Origin of the sequence: Shouchella patagoniensis, from assembly GCF_002019705.1 — a bacterium.
GTDB lineage: Bacteria > Bacillota > Bacilli > Bacillales > Bacillaceae_D > Shouchella > Shouchella patagoniensis.
In genome coordinates, this window is the sequence record NZ_KV917377.1 from 3,510,469 (window position 1) to 3,526,497 (window position 16,029).

Genomic DNA, 16,029 nt, shown 5'->3' on the forward strand with positions numbered 1-16,029 from the left:
GGTGCATATGAGCGAGTTAAGAGACAATGGAAAGCCTTTGTTTATTCAGATTAGAGAGTTAATTGAAGATCAAATTGTGAATGACCAATTAAAAGAAGGTGAGCAAGCACCATCAACAAATCAACTTGTACAATTTTACAAAATAAACCATGTGACGGTTGCAAAAGGTGTTAATCAGCTTGTAGAGAGTGGCATTTTATACAAAAAACGTGGGATTGGAATGTTTGTAGCTGAGGGGGCAAAGGAAAAATTGATGACAAAGCGCAAGGAAGATTTTATGGACGATTATGTTGTTCGTATGGTGCGTGAGGCTGAGAAACTTGGGCTATCTGAAGAGGAATTGGTTGAATTAATTAAAAAAGTGAGAAGAGGTGATTCGGATGGGGTATAAAGTAGAATTTAAGGAAGTGGGGATCTCTTACAAAAAAACAGAAGCATTAAAAGACGTCTCATTTACATTAGAAGAAGGAAAGATTTATGGTCTTCTTGGACGTAATGGCGCGGGGAAGACGAGTATGCTATCTCTTCTTGCAGGGTATCGCCAGGCTACAAAGGGAACAATCCTATTTGATGGAAACCCGTTATTTGAAAATGAAAAGGCGATGGAAGCAATCGGCTTATATTATCAGAACGAAACTGTGTATGAAGCAAGACACTCAATGAATGTAAAAGAGTTAGTTGAACAAACAGGAGAGTTTCGACCCAATTTTGATAAGCAATATGCTCAATACTTGATAAAAAAGTTTAAACTACCATTAGATAAGAAGATGTCTGAACTATCAAAAGGAATGCAAGCATCTTTTAGTGTGGTTCTTGGTCTTGCGAGTAGATTGCCAATTACTGTGTTCGATGAAGTGTATCTAGGTATGGACGCGCCAACAAGAACTATTTTTTATAGAGAACTGTTAGACGATCATGCTAAGAATCCAAGAACGATTATCTTATCAACACATCTTGTTTCAGAGATGGACTATCTTTTTGAGGAGATTCTCATTATTGATAAGGGGTTTCTTTTTATAAATGATTCCTATGAATCCATTGTAACAAAAGGAGTATCAATTACTGGGAGTGCATCGGTCGTGGATGAGTTTGCTTCAGAACTTAAAATTATTAATGAGCAAACGCTTGGACCAACAAAGGCAGTCGCGGTGTATGGGGAACTAAGCGAACAAAAACAAGAAGAAGCGTTCCAAAAAGGGTTGGAGTTAGGTTCAGTTCCCTTGCAAGATATCTTTATCTATTTGACGGAAGAGGAGGAGGGAGCATGAGTAAATTTTCAAAAGCGCTATTTGAGGAACAGCTGATGTATGCGTTTTGGTATCTTGGCGCGGTGCTAGTGTTTCAACTCGTCTATTTTGGTTTAGCGATCTATTATGAAAGTAACGCAGGAAATTTCTTAGCATTTGCTATTGCTCCTACTCGGGTGTTTATGCTAATTATCGGCATCACATCTACGTATGGACTCTTGACGTACTATGTTAAATTAGGGAAAACACGCAAAGCTTATTTTAAAAAGAACTTGGTTGCAGTTGGATTACTTGCGGTTACAATTGCAATCATAACTGGTGTAATTACTTTTATTCAACACGTGGTGACTAATGTAATGGGCTGGTCACATCTTATACAATACACTATGTCTGAAACGCATATTCTGAGTCCAAATGGACGTTTAGAACTTGACTTAACTGGAATGCCTGAATCAGGACTTCATTTTGATGAATCGCTACTGCTTTCATTTGTGGCTTTTATCATTCAATTAGTCATCTATTATCTCATTGGCTCGTTTGTCGGATCAGGTTACTACCGATATGGGTGGGTTATCGGGTTTCTATTCGTTGCGGCTGCACTGGTTTTTCTTGGTTCTCTACAGTGGATGTGGTCAGAACGAGTCATTGAAGCTGGGTCATTCATTTTATCAACAGGGGTAACGGTAGTGCTAGGCTTCTTTGTAGGTTACCTGACGTGGAAAGTACTTTCAAAGACGCCGGTCAAATTGTAAAAGTGACGTTTGACCGACAAGAAGAGAGGCGAACTTGCCTCTCTTCTTGTTGGTCAAAGAAAGGTTATTTCAACATACTTTGGTAATCAAGTACACGATCAAATTCGGCTTTTGCAAAAGGACAAAGGGGAACTATTTTTTTATTTTGTTTCTTCATTTCTTCTACAACAGAAGCAACTAACTTTGAAGCAATACCTTGTCCTCGTAAGCTTTCATCAACAAAGGTATGATCAATGATAATGAACGATTCATCAGATTCAACATAAGTAATTTCCGCGATGCGGTTATTGTTTTCATCAAGAATATAATGAGCTTGATCAGATTTAATAATGTTCATTTTGTTTTCCTTTTCTTATATATTTTAATGCCCAATTAGGATAAAGCATTACGACTTTAACCACTTTATCTCTCCCTGCAACAAGATCTGGTATAATCCAAGCTCTTCTTTTTTTTTAATACATCAGGAAAGTAGCTCCTTAATCTTATATTACCCGATGATGAAGAAAGTAGTCGTAAGAACTTGCTGGTTTTGGTAGACATGGAGTGTTTGTGAAATGATAGACGAATTATTTTAAACTTTCGACTAAAAAGATGATATTGCGCGAGAAATGGTGTATCCTTTGATCATTGGGGTGATTCAAATGAATAAACTGTATAATGTGCTAATAGGTGTTGGTTTCATCATTATGGTCTTTTTCACATTCCAGTGGTGGCAAGGAACACAGTCAGTTGAGCGTGTTTCGGAAGGCCAACTTCATTCGGACGGTTCGGAAGATGTAATAGAAAAGCCAACGGCTTCCATTGGTTATGCGGCAGAGTCGAAAGAGGGAGAAGATATAGCGATTCCAGATACCCCACCCATGACTAATGATTTAATTTCACAGTTTGACGTCGGAGAAGCGATGGCAAGCTTATATATCCCATCGCTTAAGAGTAAATATGAGACGTACTGGGGTGCCGATGATGCTACTTTAAAGCGTGGTGTAGGCATGTACGTTAGTGAGTGGACAACCACTCCGGATGAAAAAGGACATACCGTTTTAAGTGGACATAGAGATACGGTTTTTTCGGAGCTAGGTGAACTAGAAACTGGTGAACAGATGTTTTTGGAATACGAGGATCGTCGTTATGAATATGAGATCGAGAAAATATGGATAACGGATGCAGATGATTTAACTGTTATTGTGAAGAAGGATATTGCTACGCTAACGTTGACTACGTGTTATCCATTTCAATACTTTGGAGCTGCTCCAGACCGTTATATTATTCAAGCAGTGTTGGTTGATATTCAAGATATGTGATGAAGAGTGGCTGATAGCCGCTTTTTTTGTGCGTAATTCGTTTTAATTATTCCTTTATGTAAAGGGAGTTTGACGTAAAGTGGGTTTTACATTAAACTTGATACGGAGGCAATCTAATGCGCAATTACATAAAAGACTTACGAAAGCAACATCAACTCTCTCAGGAAAATCTAGCAGATTTAGTGAACGTATCACGTCAAACAATCATCTCAATTGAAAAAGGCCGATATAACCCATCTTTACCCCTTGCAATACGAATTGCTCAGTCGTTTGGTACACATGTTGAAAATGTTTTTGAAATAGAAGAGGGGGATTAACATGAAAACAAAGTTGGATCAAAAAACAGCACGTGTTTTATTCATTGGGACAGGAGTATTTGCGCTAAGTATAGCGGTCTACATAACAATTATTAATATAATAGAAAATGGAACTATATTAGGAATGAGTTTCTGTTAATTACAACTGGAATTGTAAATCTATCACTTGCGTATTTGTATCCTCATTTTCAAAAAAATGATGAGCGAACAAAAATGATCAAACAAAAAGGACTCTCGTATACATATGGATTCACGCTTATATATGGAATATTACTTCTAATCGTATTACAGAATGATATAGTAGCAATAACTGCATTTCAAATGTTGACTGTGATAATGTCACTCGTTATCACAACTGCATTTATTTCGTTTGTTAGCATCGTGAAAAAATACTAATTATTTCCTTATCTCCTGTTAGCGGACCCAAGTGGTCCGCTTTTTTGTTGTTCAAAACGTAACAACTATTTTTGAAAAGAATAACCCTCACATCGGTTGTCTACAGACATAAAAAAAGGCGACCATAATACAATGACATACTAGACAACATTTCAGTATTGTTTTTTCTCTATACAGTTTTCGTTTAAACATGCATTGTTGGAAGGAGTAGTTAAAAATGAGTGGAGTTGTAATTGAGGGGCGACGTATTGGAGAAGGCAACAAGCCTTTTATCATTGCAAAAACATCTGATATTCATCAACAATCACTTGGTCGAGCGATTGCCCTTGTTGATGCAGCAGCAGACGCTGGGGCACATGCTTTTAGTATTCAAACATATAAACCAGGGGCAATGACACTTAATCTTAAGCGCGATGAATTTATGGTGGAAAATGAAAATGAACGTTCAGGAGGGAAATCGCTTTATGAACTATATGAAGAAGTACAGATTCCTTGGGAATGGCACGAGCAAATCTTTGATCGCTGTCGAAAACGGAGAATGATCCCTTTTAGTACACCCTATGATGAAGAGTCTACTGATTTTCTTGATTCCTTAGGTGTAGGTTGTTTTAAGATTGCTAGTCTTGAAAATACAAATTTGCCTCTGCTCCGATATGTAGCACAGAAAGGTAAGCCACTGATTGTGTCAACTGGAATGGCAACTCTTGCCGAGCTTGATCAATTAGTATCGACGGTCCAAGAGGAGGGGTGTAAACAACTTATCTTATTAAAGTCCACAAGCAGTTATCCTGCAAATGCCGCAGGTGCACACCTACGAACGATTCCTCATATGAAGCATGCATTTAATTGTGAAGGTGGACTATCAGATCGTACTATTGGAGTAGGTACGGCAATTGCGAGCATTGCTTTGGGAGCAAGTGTCATTGAAAAGCTTTTTACGCTAAACCGTACTGATGCTGATTCTGCCTTTTCTTTGGAGCCTCAAGAGTTTAAGCATTTGGTTGAGGAAAGTGAGAGGGCATGGCGTTCATTAGGAAGGGTATCTTACGGCCCGACCCTTTCAGAAGTATCATCTTTACAATATAGGAGATCGCTTTATATCAGTGAAGACGTTCAAGCAGGTGATGAGCTTACTAGAAAAAATTTACGTGTCATCCGTCCAGGTCTTGGTCTTGAACCAAAATATTATGAGCAAATCATTGGCCGTAAAATTAAACAAGATGCAAAAAAAGGAACGCCGTTTAGTTGGAAGTTGCTTTTAAATTAACCTAAATGCCAACTCGTTTTTTTAACGTGTTGGCATTTCATTTATTCATTCCTAAAAGGAGTTTTTACCTTTTTAAAAGAATAAGTTTAGTTATAAGAGGGAGTGATAAAGTGATTAATGAATTAACTCGTGAGAACTTTTATAAATGTAGGAAAATTGCACAAACTGACATGCGTATAATGGAAGCTCTCGCGGTTATTAACGGAGGAAATCCAGGTAGAATTTTCGTTGATCGCTGCGATTACCCTTCAGCGGGAATGATTTGGCTTGGTAATAATGATGGTTTTTTGTTTGTAGGTGACGAACAAAATTCATTGTTTCTGTCTGAAATGAATCGTTTTATTAGCGAGTCAATTACTCCAGAGGCACAGAAACAAGGGCTAAATTCGTTTGAAGCGATTCCAACGCACCCTAAATGGAACAACACAATAGAGAAGATGTTCTCTGATCGCAAGCTAGAAAGCTGGCAACAGCGTGTCTATCATTTGGAAGAGAGTCACTATCGTAAAGATCTTGAGCCAATTTTGAATGATCAATATAAGGTACGTAAAATTGAGCATCAATTATTAGTAGAGGAAGATGAATTGTTCGAGAACCATGATTTCTTAAGCGAAACGATTCATCAGTTTTGGGCATCAACAGAAGATTTTCTTGAAAATGGGTTTGGTTATTGTGTGGTAGATGATAAACGGATAGCAAGCATTTGTTACAGTTCATTTGTTGTAGGAGATACACAAGTGATTGGAATCGAAACATTACCTGACTATCAACAAAAACGTTTAGCTGCGAAAACAGCTCATGCATTCGTTCAAGAATGTTTTAAAAGAAAGATGACCCCTTATTGGGATTGTATGGAAGAAAATGTTGGTTCTTGGAAAACAGCTGAAAGCTTAGGGTTTACTATAGATTTTGATTATAAAGGCTATATGTTTTCGTTTGAAAAGGAGTTATGAGTTTTTGCTTAAACCAAGTGTGTTTAATTTTGAGACTTAGATAATTATATTAGGAAAGAGTCTTAATAAAAAATGGAGGCATAACGTTTAAGTTCTGATCGGAAAATTTGAAAATTGAATAGAGAGACAGGCTACCGGAATGAAAAGGGGGTAAGCAATGCTAAAACGAACGATACATTTAGTTCAAATTCTGTTATTACTTTTTATCATGTTTGTATGGATTGTTTCTCTAAGTGATAATGGAACACAGCAAAATCAGCCATCTACAATAATCAATGGTGTATATGGTTTTCTTTTATTCCTGTGGATCGCAACGTATGTAATACAAATCAGTTATAAAAAATGGTTTGTGAATATACTTTGTTGGGCTGCCTTTATTAGCTTTTATTTATTCTTATCCCTATATGGCATCAATTCATTAAATACGTATTTCTATTAATAATAATAAACAGAACCATCACATTGGTGATGGTTCTGTTTATTATTCTGGTTTTGGTTGTTTTCCGAAGAAGCCACCTTCTCCGCCACGCTCCAAAGGACCATTTCTCATCAAGAGAAAAGTGAAAAGCAGTCCAATGATTCCAAGCCCACCGGTGATATGCACAAAGGAAAGGTAATTCATAACAATAAATTCAAAAAAGCGACCTAAACTACCCAAGGTTATATATGAGATGAGGCCAATACCTACTATCGTAGCGACAATCATTGTTCGAAGTGTTCCGAGGTAAAACCAAAGAGAGCTCATCGCTGTACCTACCCCAAATAAACACGTACACCATAGCAGATCAATCCAAATATAAAAAAGAGGATTTGTACTTTCACCCAAGTCAGCCATGTGAAAAATCGTTCCCATGCTATATCCGTGATCAACTAAGAATTGATTAAGGAAATAGAGGCTATTTATGAGCAAAACGCTTGCGACAATCAAGATAGCACCAGCTGAAAAAACGGCCAATAGAAACTGTTTTCTCGTGCCCCCTAAGGCAAGTGTGAATTGATAAGGTTTATTGTAAAAGAAAAATGGATAAAGCAGCAACATGCCATAAAACGGACCAAAACTTTGTCCAGCATTAAACACTTCATCTGCATTTGCAAAGACGCCTAAAAGAAAATAGACGATGGATAAGACAATGGTTATACCACCGATCATGAAAAACTGAATACGGAAATCTTCAAACACAAGTCGAAACGGTCCTTTAAATGTATTCATTTCCTTGTCACTTCCTTTTGTGTCGTGTTTACTAGATAATCTTGCAAAGGTGCTTTCTCAACCGTGACGCGCGACTCTTTGGCATGTTGTTTCCATGCTTCAGTGTATATTTCATCAAGCATGATGTTTAATTGATTGCCAAGACTCCTTTCTTCTAAAATCTTGCTACTACCTATAAATGCTCGTACCGCTTCTGCTTCGCCAGTTACAAGAATTCCCTGCATTTTAAGCTTTTCGGTTTCTTCATAGCGAGTAATTGTTTTTTGGTCAACAATAGCAATTTTTTCACAAAGTGGTTCAATCTCATCTATATGATGTGTCGATAAAAGAATAAGACGTGGGTGCTCCTCAAACGTATCAAGCAATGCATCATAAAACTGTTTACGCATGTGAGCATCAAGTCCATTTGTTGGTTCGTCCATAACTGTAACTGGTGCTTTGCTTGCGAGCCCAACTGTAATTTTAATCATTGTTTGCATCCCTTTTGAAAACTTCCTAATCTTCTTCTTCCGTGGAAGTTCAAATAAGTGAATGAGTTCATCTGCCAATTGTTGATCCCAGTTCTCGTTGAAATAAGATCCGAATCTTAGAGCATCATTTACATTCCAGAGATCAGAAAATGGCTGGTTTTCCTGCATGTAGGTAACGTGTTTCATCGCTGCGCTATTATTGTATGGGACGATACCGTCGATTAAGATGTCCCCTTGACTTTGTTGCTCAAGCCCGGAAATTAGTTTCATCAAGGTGGTTTTACCAGCCCCATTCCTTCCCCACAAACCAGCGATGATTGGCTCCTTCTCAACTAGTGATACATGTTTTAATGCTTCCGTTTTTCCATACGAAAAGGATACATCGTTTAACTTAATCATTATTCTCCCCCTCCAAAAAGTGAATGATTTCTTGTGTAGTTAGTTTGATACGGCGTGCTTCAACAAGCATAGGTTTTACATAATGTGTGTAAAAGTCGTTTTTTCGTTCAGTTAACAGTTTGCTTCTCGCTCCTTCTGCAACAAACATGCCAACTCCCCGTTGTTTATAAACAAAACCAGCATCAACAAGAGTTGTTAGTCCTTTTTGAGCCGTAGCTCGATTTACTTGATAAAACTTTGAAATGTCAGTAGTAGAAGGTACTTGATCGCCTTCATGAAGTATTCCTTCCACGATATCGTCGGCAATCATTTCAGCGATTTGTTGGAAAATCGGTTTAGAATCATTAAAAACGGCCTTCACAGAGAACTCCTTTCTATACATGTTGGTATGTTGATTAGTCGTGTAATCAACTATACAATCTTAATGTAACTTTGTAAATAGAAAGGAACTATAATTTTTGTTTTTGAGAGGATGCTGTAGCAAATTCTGTGTTGGATTGATCAGGTTTCTATGGAATAAGTTTTTTCTAACGATATCTTCACAAAATAGGAATAATGAAGATTTCATATCATAGTAGTATGCTAAATCGTCCTATTTGAGGTGATGGCAAAATGGATGAACTAGAATCAGTTATGGAGCTAAGAGGGCAAGGTAATTGGGAACGAGCCAATAAAGAATTAATTCATCTAATTAAGAGAAACCAAGAAGACGGATGGTTCCATTATTTATATGCTTCCAATTGCGACATGATGGGGTTAGAAGAACAGGCATTGCCTTATTTTAAAGCTGCAATTCGTCTCGGCTTAGAAGACGCTGACTTAAAAGAAGCTTATTTAGGACTTGGAAGTAGTTACCTGGCGCTTGATAGACATAATGAAGCAGAGGAGGTGCTTTATAAAGGTAGCAAGCGATTTCCAGAATGCGAAGCGTTAAAGGTATTTTACGCGATGGCATTACACACTTTGGAAAGATATAACGAGGCGGCAGAATTGTTGCTTTCTTGTATTGTGCGTACATCTAGTGACGAAAGCATACGTGCTTACAAAGAAGTCATATATTACAATACATTAAACTCAAGTAAACATAAGAAACATAAGTAAAGAGCTACTTTCTCACGTTGGTTTGATAACCAACGTGTTTTTATTGTCAAAAGGCGTTTTAAGTTTAATAAAGGAAGGCTATAGGAAGATAAATAGTTGAATATGGTTAGGAGAGGAAGTATGTCAGTTCAACATTGGGGTTTAAACGTGCCAGAAGGGATTGATTATGCAGTGGCAATTCTTATTTGTATGTGCTTATTCACCTTTTTTTAAAAAAATATAGGTCTAAAAACAATTATGTAAGTTGTTAGTTGTGAGTTTAAGTTGCCACGATAGTGAGTTATATATCTTTTCTCATTGTAATGATTTCCTTCGTTACCACAAAACTGTATATTTGAGGTGCCAGCAATCGATTTCATAGAACATTCATTGGCACTATGAGGAAGTTTATAAAGGATAAATAAAAACGGTTGAACCTTTTTATTTATCCTTTTTTGTCTTTTTAACTTTTAAGATCACATAAATAACTGTACGTAAGCTACAGTAGGTATTTATAATAGAATCGTGTGGTTGCTCTTTTTTATTATAAAATCTATTAATCTACTTATTTATGTTTACACCAATTCAAAATAGGGTATTAAGCAATATTTGTAGTTTCTAAACATAGAGGAGGGGAATTGTGAAGAATTGCTCAATATGGATCATCAGCTTTCTTGCTGTTATGTTTCTTGTTTTTGGATTGTCCGAACAAGAAAGAGTACTTGCTGTTGACGTACAAGTAGGCGTGGTTCAATCAGACAGTCCGTTAAATGTAAGGAGTGCTAAATCAACAAATGGACCAATTATCGGACAGGTTCATCCAGGAGAGCGTATTGAATTTATAAGTTTAGATGATGATTGGGCCCAAATAACTTATCGTGGTCAACTTGGTTATGTAAGCTCGGTTTTTTTAGGAACTGATAGTACGCAAGTTGATAAGGAAACGGCATTTTACCAACCTGTAAATGGAACGATAACAGCTTCAGAGGGGCTTAATGTTCGCGTTTCCCCCGATTCCAAAGCAGATGTCGTTGGCAAACTTACTTTTGGGGAAAAAGTTGAGTACATACAAGTTAATACTGATTGGGCACAGGTGACATACAACGGCATACTTGGCTTCATACATATGAATTATTTATCAACTGAACCCATTTCCACCACCCAATCAGATAGTGAAGTCGAATCATTTTCTACATTGTCTCAAAACATACGTGTTGTTCTTGACGCGGGCCATGGTGGTCATGATCCAGGGGCAGTTGTTCAAGGAGTCCAGGAGAAAGACATTGTTTACGAATATAAAGCACAAATAAAGCAGACGCTTGAAGCCGATGGAATTGAAGTAATTGAAACCCGGTCAAATGACGAGTTTGTTAGTTTAGCAGAGAGAGTCTCATACGCTAACCGTAACAACGCAGATCTTTTTTTAAGTATTCATGCGAATAGTTACAGTGATGAACGTGTAAATGGTTTAGAGACTCATTTTTATTCTTCCAGTCGTGAAGCTCAGATTATTAATACTGAGTTAAGGAACTATAGTTCGAATAACAATAGAGGTGTTTATCAATCAAACCTACAAGTTCTCCGCAATGCCACTGTACCCGCGGTTTTGGTTGAAATCGGTTATATGACTAATGCAAACGAACTCTACCTGCTCCAATCGAAGAAGCATAGGGCTGAAGTAAGTGAAGCGGTAAGACGAGCAGTTAAGCAGTTGTAATAAAAAATCAAGTAGCAGGGAACTGATCCCACCGCTACTTGATTTTTTATACTAATTATTTACTCTGTTCACCTTTATTAGTAGTAGGTAAACGGGACTAAACTCAATGAAACAAAAAGAAAGCGTTGACATGTATACTAGTACGCATTTATAATTTAACCAATTCGAATATAGTAAAGAGCTGAGGAATATGAAGAAAATTTCTGTTGAACGTAAGACATTAGCAGGAGAAGTGTACCAATACCTCTATAATATGATCATCACGCTTAAATATAAGCCGGGTCAAATGATTTTTGAAAGTGAAATTGCCAACGAATTAGGAATGAGTCGGACACCTGTAAGGGAAGCGATTCACTTACTTTCTTCGGAGGAGTTTTTACGAATCATCCCACAAAAGGGTATTCAAGTACAGTATATATCTAAGAAAAAAGTACAGGAATCTTATCGTGTTAGAGAAAGCCTTGAAATTACTGCTTTTAGAGAAGTTGCAGAAAAGTGGGATGGGAATTTACCAGAAATGCATGTGTATAAAATGGACTTACTGTCCATTATCGCTAAACAACGTCAATCTGCCCTATCAGATGATGTAGACGCATTTTATCAGTACGATGAGGTTTTTCATGACAAAATACTTGATATATGTGGCAACCATACATTAAGTGGCATCGTTAGACAAGTTCGAGGGCATGTAAATCGCATGCGTTACCTTGAGTTTTTTGAAACAAGACAAATGGACCGAATTATTGATGACCATGAGCAAATGGTTGTTTTAATTGAAACGAATCAAGCTGATGAAGTAGAAACGTTGTTAATTAACCATTTACGTAAAATCTCAAGCTACTATGAGGAAATTATGAAAAAATATGCTGAGTATTTTGACGCTCATATCTGAACATGAGGTATGAGTGTTTCATTAAAAACAAACTTGTATACTAGTATAATTGGAGGTAGACGATGAGAATTGCAGTTCTTGGTTTAAATCATGGATATACGTTTGCAAGTGAAGCATTAAAAATGAAAGGGCTTACCCTTGTTGCGGTAGCTGGCAATGATCAATTGGCAATGAATCGATCAAAGGAACTTGGCGTTACTCATTATCAGGATTACAAACAATTAATTGATGAAAATGAACTTGACGGTGTTATTATCACCTTACCAAATCGTTTGCATAAGGAAGCTGTTTTTTATTGTGCTGATCGTGGTATTCATTGCTTAGTTGAAAAGCCTATAGCTGATGAAATTGAACAAGGAAAGGAAATGGTTTCATATTGTCAAGAAAAGCAAGTTAAACTTTTAGTTGGCCATCATCGTCGTTTTTCAAGTCAAATGAAGCAATTAAAAACATTACTTGATGAAGGAATTATAGGCGATTTAATTGGCGTCAATATGGTGTGGGTTCTTGCAAAAGATCGACCTTATTTTGAAGCGGAATGGCGTATCAATGCAGGAGGTGGTCCCTTGTTGATTAATGGCATTCATGATATAGATAATTTGCGCTATGTAACAGGTCTTGATATTGAAAGCGTTTACGCGATCGGAAAGAATAACATTAGAGGAAATAAAGTTGAGGATTCAGTATCAGCTGTTCTAGAGGCATCAAATGGTGCAACCGTAAATTATTACTTATCTGATGGAATTCCATCTCCTTGGTCTTATGAATTTAATTTGAAAGAGAACGCTAAATACCATTTTTATGATGAGGATTGTTATTATTTCTTCGGAACAAAAGGAAGTTTGGCTTTTCCAAGTTTTCGGCTATTTACGTATGCTGATGATGCCTATGGATGGGAGCATCCGCTAGTAAAAAGCAACTTTTCAACAATGGAAAAGCTCGATCCGATTGTTGCTGAATTAACCCATTTTATCAAGGTTCTAAAGGGAGTTGAAGAGCCTCTCGTTACCGGACAGGAAGGTGTGAAGACCTTAGAAGTGTTAGAGGCGATGCGACGCTCATTGGTAGAAAAAAGACGAGTTGAATTAAATGAGGGAAGTAGTGTAAAGGGTTAGATTACGTATTTCTTTGCTCTTCATTCTTTCGTTTGTGAAAGAGGGGATTAAATGAAACCGTTTTATAAGTTAACAATACCAGCATCCATCATTTTTATATGCTCGGCATGTAGCTTAGGGTCAGCAGCAGAAGAGTCAACAATCATGAGAATTGGCAATGCAACACCAAGTGATCGCTCACTTAGTCAGGCAATGTTTTTATTTGCTGACAGATTAGAAGAAGAAACAAACGGATCAATTGTGGTAGAAGTATATACAAACAGTCAAATTGGTGGTGACCGGGAACTATTTGAAGGCATGCAGTTAAATACAATTCAGGCTGCAACAATTTCTACAGGTCCAATTGCTCAATTTGCAGATTCCTTTAATGTCTTTGAATTACCTTTCCTTTTTACAGATGAAGAAGAAGCCTACCACGTACTAGATGGTGATGTTGGTAGAGGTTTGTTGGATGAACTTGAACAACAGAATGTCATTGGCCTAAATTATTGGGAAAACGGGTTTAGGATGTTGAGCAATGATATCCGAGAAGTACACTCACTCGAGGACATTGCAGGTCTCGACATACGAACATTAGAAAATAGGTGGCATCTCCAGTTATGGCGTGAACTTAACGGCAATCCGACACCAATGAATTATGGAGAATTATACATAGGCCTTGAACAAGGAACGGTAAATGGTCAAGAGAATCCAATTGGCAACGTCGTTAATAGTCATTTTTATGAAGTACAACGGTATTTGACAACAACGAATCATATTTACAATGCCAGTCCATTCATGGTGAGCAAACCGTTTTGGGAGTCAATAACTGAGGAAGAACGTCAAGCAATCATTCAAGTAGCGAATGAAGTACAAATTGAGCAAAGAAAAGCGAATCAGCAAGAAGCTGCTAATAGCGTTCAATTTTTAGAAGAGCAGGGAATGACCATTACTCATTTAGAGGAAGAAGAGATAGATCGGTTAAGGGAAGCTACCGAACCAGTTCGAGATCGCTATGAATATGAGTATGACAACGATTGGCTGGAACAAATCCAACAAGCTGTCGAAGAGATCGAGTAGGAAAGGAGGAACTAGATTGAAAGTTATCCGTTATTTGGATCGATATTTAGAGGAGTTTATTCTTGTTGTCATCCTTGGTGTTATGGTTCTATCCATTTCCGCTCAAGTTCTCATGCGTTTCTTATTTGGATCTTCTATTGGCTGGTCAGAAGAATTGGCTAGGTATTGCTTTATCTGGCTCGTGTTTATTGGCGTGAGCTATGGTGTGAAAAAACAACGTCATATAAAAATTGATGCGATTTTACTTTTATTCAATGAAAAAGGCAAGGTCGCTTTGAACATGATTGTGAATCTGCTGTTTTTTTCTTTTGCTGTTTTCTTACTTTTTTACGGAGGTGCGATGGCGATACAAATTTTGCAATGGGGACAAACAACTCCTGCATTAGAGTTGAAAATGGGATTTGTTTACTTAGCTGCACCAATTGGTATGCTTCTTACATGCGTCAGAATAGGACAGCAGTTTGTTAAACAAGTTCAGTACTTAAGAGGAATGAATCCACAAATTGAGGCTGGCGACTCAGAAATAAGTAATAAACCAACAATCGCCTCAGGTGGAGAAAGATAGGGGGACTTCGCATGACAGCGGCTGTGCTATTTGGAAGTTTTGGAACATTACTTTTGTTAAGCGTACCAATCGGAATTGCACTAGGTCTTGCTTCGCTTCTTGCATTGATCTACACGGGAACGATGCCATTGGAGTTTCTGGCACAGGCACTCATTACGTCGATTGACTCGTTTCCTATTATGGCTGTCCCGTTTTTTATCTTAGCGGGAGAAATTATGGGAAAAGGAGGGTTATCGAAACGACTGTTTGGACTCGCAGAGACACTGGTTGGCAATTTAACAGGTGGTGTTGCAATGGCAACGATTGTTACCTGTCTATTTTTCTCTGCTATTTCCGGTTCTGGTCCCGCTACAGTTGCAGCTGTTGGAGGAATGATGATTCCGGCAATGGTCTCGATGGGATACGATAAACGATTTGCGACAGCGCTGGTTGCTGCTGCAGGAGCACTTGGTGTAATTCTTCCACCAAGTATTCCAGTAATTGTGTATGGAGTAACAAGTGGTGTTTCAGTTGGGGACTTGTTTATTGCTGGTATCGTGCCTGGCATTATCGTTATGATTGCCTTGATGGCATATGCGTTTTATTTCTCAAAAAAGAAAGGGTATAGCGGTAGTGGAAAACCTTTTTCATTTAAACGTATAAGTAAAGCAGCATGGGAGGCAAAGTGGGCATTACTAGTTCCAGTCATTATTTTAGGTGGTATTTACAGTGGGTTCTTTACTCCTACGGAAGCAGCTGTGGTAGCCGTTATGTATGGATTGTTAGCAGGCATTCTTCTGTACAGGGAATTAAAGTGGAGTCACCTTTATGAAATATTTAGAAGTTCAGCTTTAACAACGGCAACGATCTTACTAATCATTGGAGCGGCTACGGCGTTTGGTCGCATAATGATTATTGAACAAATACCAGCTCAGATCGCAAATGGAATGCTAAACATCTCAGATAATCCATTTATTCTTATTACGCTTATTTCACTGATGCTTTTATTAATTGGAACGATTATGGACACCACTGCAGCAATTATTATTTTTACACCACTACTTGTGCCAGTGGGAATGGAGCTAGGTTATGACCCGATTCACTTTGCAATGATTGTTATTTTAAATTTAGCGATTGGTTTTATCACACCACCGGTTGGTGTTAATCTCTTTGTCGCGTCGGGTATTTCCGGTCTATCTATCATGTCGTTATCAAAGGCAATTGTCCCATTTGTTTTTGCCATGCTTCTGACATTGATTTTGGTTATCTTCATCCCAGAATTATCATTGCTTTTGCTTGGAGGAGAATAA

General features: G+C 37.7%; 21 protein-coding genes. 17 read left to right on the top strand and 4 right to left on the bottom strand.

Translation table 11 applies throughout. The features are described 5' to 3' along the window. Positions 1 to 7: 7 nt before the first annotated feature. Genes BK584_RS18220 through BK584_RS18230 form a run of 3 tightly spaced genes read left to right on the top strand, consistent with a single transcriptional unit; the run spans position 8 to position 1,999 of the window. Positions 8 to 391, top strand: a complete 384-nt coding sequence (locus BK584_RS18220; RefSeq protein WP_078393895.1) for a GntR family transcriptional regulator — start codon at positions 8 to 10, stop codon at positions 389 to 391. After that, the gene (locus tag BK584_RS18225) at positions 381 to 1,268 is read left to right on the top strand and encodes an ATP-binding cassette domain-containing protein (protein ID WP_078393896.1); all 888 of its coding nucleotides are present in this window, start codon (positions 381 to 383) and stop codon (positions 1,266 to 1,268) included. The genes BK584_RS18220 and BK584_RS18225 overlap by 11 nt, the downstream gene beginning before the upstream one ends. Then, positions 1,265 to 1,999 (top strand): hypothetical protein, encoded by a 735-nt coding sequence (locus BK584_RS18230; RefSeq protein WP_078393897.1) that lies wholly within the window; start codon positions 1,265 to 1,267, stop codon positions 1,997 to 1,999. The genes BK584_RS18225 and BK584_RS18230 overlap by 4 nt, the downstream gene beginning before the upstream one ends. A gap of 64 nt (positions 2,000 to 2,063) precedes the next feature. On the opposite strand, the gene BK584_RS18235 is transcribed toward BK584_RS18230, so the two are convergent. After that, complete coding sequence (locus tag BK584_RS18235) at positions 2,064 to 2,336, bottom strand: GNAT family N-acetyltransferase (RefSeq protein WP_078393898.1); 273 nt, start codon at positions 2,334 to 2,336, stop codon at positions 2,064 to 2,066. A 304-nt stretch (positions 2,337 to 2,640) separates the two neighbouring features. Between BK584_RS18235 and srtD the strand changes: the two genes are divergently transcribed. The 7 genes from srtD to BK584_RS18260 all read left to right on the top strand — a co-directional run bounded on the left by srtD (position 2,641) and on the right by BK584_RS18260 (position 6,672). Further along, entirely contained in the window at positions 2,641 to 3,300 is a 660-nt protein-coding gene (gene srtD, locus BK584_RS18240) for a class D sortase, LPxTATN-specific (RefSeq protein ID WP_078393899.1), read from the top strand. A gap of 116 nt (positions 3,301 to 3,416) precedes the next feature. Continuing rightward, positions 3,417 to 3,617, top strand: a complete 201-nt coding sequence (locus BK584_RS18245; protein WP_078393900.1) for a helix-turn-helix transcriptional regulator — start codon at positions 3,417 to 3,419, stop codon at positions 3,615 to 3,617. A 1-nt stretch (position 3,618) separates the two neighbouring features. Then, positions 3,619 to 3,756 carry a hypothetical protein gene (locus BK584_RS24730; RefSeq protein ID WP_169871369.1) on the top strand — a complete coding sequence of 46 codons (138 nt, stop codon included), beginning with the start codon at positions 3,619 to 3,621 and terminating at the stop codon, positions 3,754 to 3,756. 74 nt (positions 3,757 to 3,830) lie between these two features. Beyond that, a complete protein-coding gene (locus tag BK584_RS24235) occupies positions 3,831 to 4,013 on the top strand; it encodes a hypothetical protein (protein WP_139365704.1) in 183 nt (60 codons plus the stop codon). A 217-nt stretch (positions 4,014 to 4,230) separates the two neighbouring features. Then, positions 4,231 to 5,280, top strand: coding sequence for a pseudaminic acid synthase (gene pseI / locus BK584_RS18250; RefSeq protein ID WP_078393901.1), 1,050 nt, complete (start codon positions 4,231 to 4,233; stop codon positions 5,278 to 5,280). Positions 5,281 to 5,390: 110 nt separating this feature from the next. Further along, complete coding sequence (locus BK584_RS18255) at positions 5,391 to 6,233, top strand: GNAT family N-acetyltransferase (RefSeq protein ID WP_078393902.1); 843 nt, start codon at positions 5,391 to 5,393, stop codon at positions 6,231 to 6,233. 157 nt (positions 6,234 to 6,390) lie between these two features. Further along, on the top strand, positions 6,391 to 6,672 hold the full coding sequence (locus BK584_RS18260; protein ID WP_078393903.1) for a hypothetical protein: 282 nt from the start codon (positions 6,391 to 6,393) through the stop codon (positions 6,670 to 6,672). Between the two features lie 42 nt (positions 6,673 to 6,714). On the opposite strand, the gene BK584_RS18265 is transcribed toward BK584_RS18260, so the two are convergent. From BK584_RS18265 to BK584_RS18275, 3 genes are read right to left on the bottom strand one after another with little or no spacing between them, the layout of a single operon-like run. Further along, the gene (locus BK584_RS18265) at positions 6,715 to 7,443 is read right to left on the bottom strand and encodes a hypothetical protein (RefSeq protein WP_078393904.1); all 729 of its coding nucleotides are present in this window, start codon (positions 7,441 to 7,443) and stop codon (positions 6,715 to 6,717) included. Next, positions 7,440 to 8,312, bottom strand: a complete 873-nt coding sequence (locus BK584_RS18270; RefSeq protein WP_078393905.1) for an ATP-binding cassette domain-containing protein — start codon at positions 8,310 to 8,312, stop codon at positions 7,440 to 7,442. The genes BK584_RS18265 and BK584_RS18270 overlap by 4 nt, the downstream gene beginning before the upstream one ends. Beyond that, a complete protein-coding gene (locus BK584_RS18275; protein ID WP_078393906.1) occupies positions 8,305 to 8,673 on the bottom strand; it encodes a GntR family transcriptional regulator in 369 nt (122 codons plus the stop codon). Before BK584_RS18275 ends, BK584_RS18270 begins: the two co-directional genes overlap by 8 nt. A 251-nt stretch (positions 8,674 to 8,924) precedes the next feature. Between BK584_RS18275 and BK584_RS18280 the strand changes: the two genes are divergently transcribed. The 7 genes from BK584_RS18280 to BK584_RS18310 all read left to right on the top strand — a co-directional run bounded on the left by BK584_RS18280 (position 8,925) and on the right by BK584_RS18310 (position 16,029). Beyond that, complete coding sequence (locus BK584_RS18280; protein WP_078393907.1) at positions 8,925 to 9,413, top strand: tetratricopeptide repeat protein; 489 nt, start codon at positions 8,925 to 8,927, stop codon at positions 9,411 to 9,413. A 619-nt stretch (positions 9,414 to 10,032) separates the two neighbouring features. Next, the gene (locus BK584_RS18285) at positions 10,033 to 11,109 is read left to right on the top strand and encodes an N-acetylmuramoyl-L-alanine amidase family protein (RefSeq protein WP_078393908.1); all 1,077 of its coding nucleotides are present in this window, start codon (positions 10,033 to 10,035) and stop codon (positions 11,107 to 11,109) included. A 190-nt stretch (positions 11,110 to 11,299) separates the two neighbouring features. After that, a complete protein-coding gene (locus BK584_RS18290; protein ID WP_078393909.1) occupies positions 11,300 to 12,001 on the top strand; it encodes a GntR family transcriptional regulator in 702 nt (233 codons plus the stop codon). A gap of 62 nt (positions 12,002 to 12,063) precedes the next feature. Continuing rightward, positions 12,064 to 13,116, top strand: a complete 1,053-nt coding sequence (locus BK584_RS18295; protein ID WP_078393910.1) for a Gfo/Idh/MocA family protein — start codon at positions 12,064 to 12,066, stop codon at positions 13,114 to 13,116. 51 nt (positions 13,117 to 13,167) lie between these two features. Then, entirely contained in the window at positions 13,168 to 14,175 is a 1,008-nt protein-coding gene (locus tag BK584_RS18300; RefSeq protein WP_078393911.1) for a TRAP transporter substrate-binding protein, read from the top strand. Between the two features lie 16 nt (positions 14,176 to 14,191). After that, the gene (locus BK584_RS18305; RefSeq protein WP_078393912.1) at positions 14,192 to 14,740 is read left to right on the top strand and encodes a TRAP transporter small permease; all 549 of its coding nucleotides are present in this window, start codon (positions 14,192 to 14,194) and stop codon (positions 14,738 to 14,740) included. A gap of 11 nt (positions 14,741 to 14,751) precedes the next feature. Beyond that, the gene (locus BK584_RS18310) at positions 14,752 to 16,029 is read left to right on the top strand and encodes a TRAP transporter large permease (RefSeq protein ID WP_078393913.1); all 1,278 of its coding nucleotides are present in this window, start codon (positions 14,752 to 14,754) and stop codon (positions 16,027 to 16,029) included.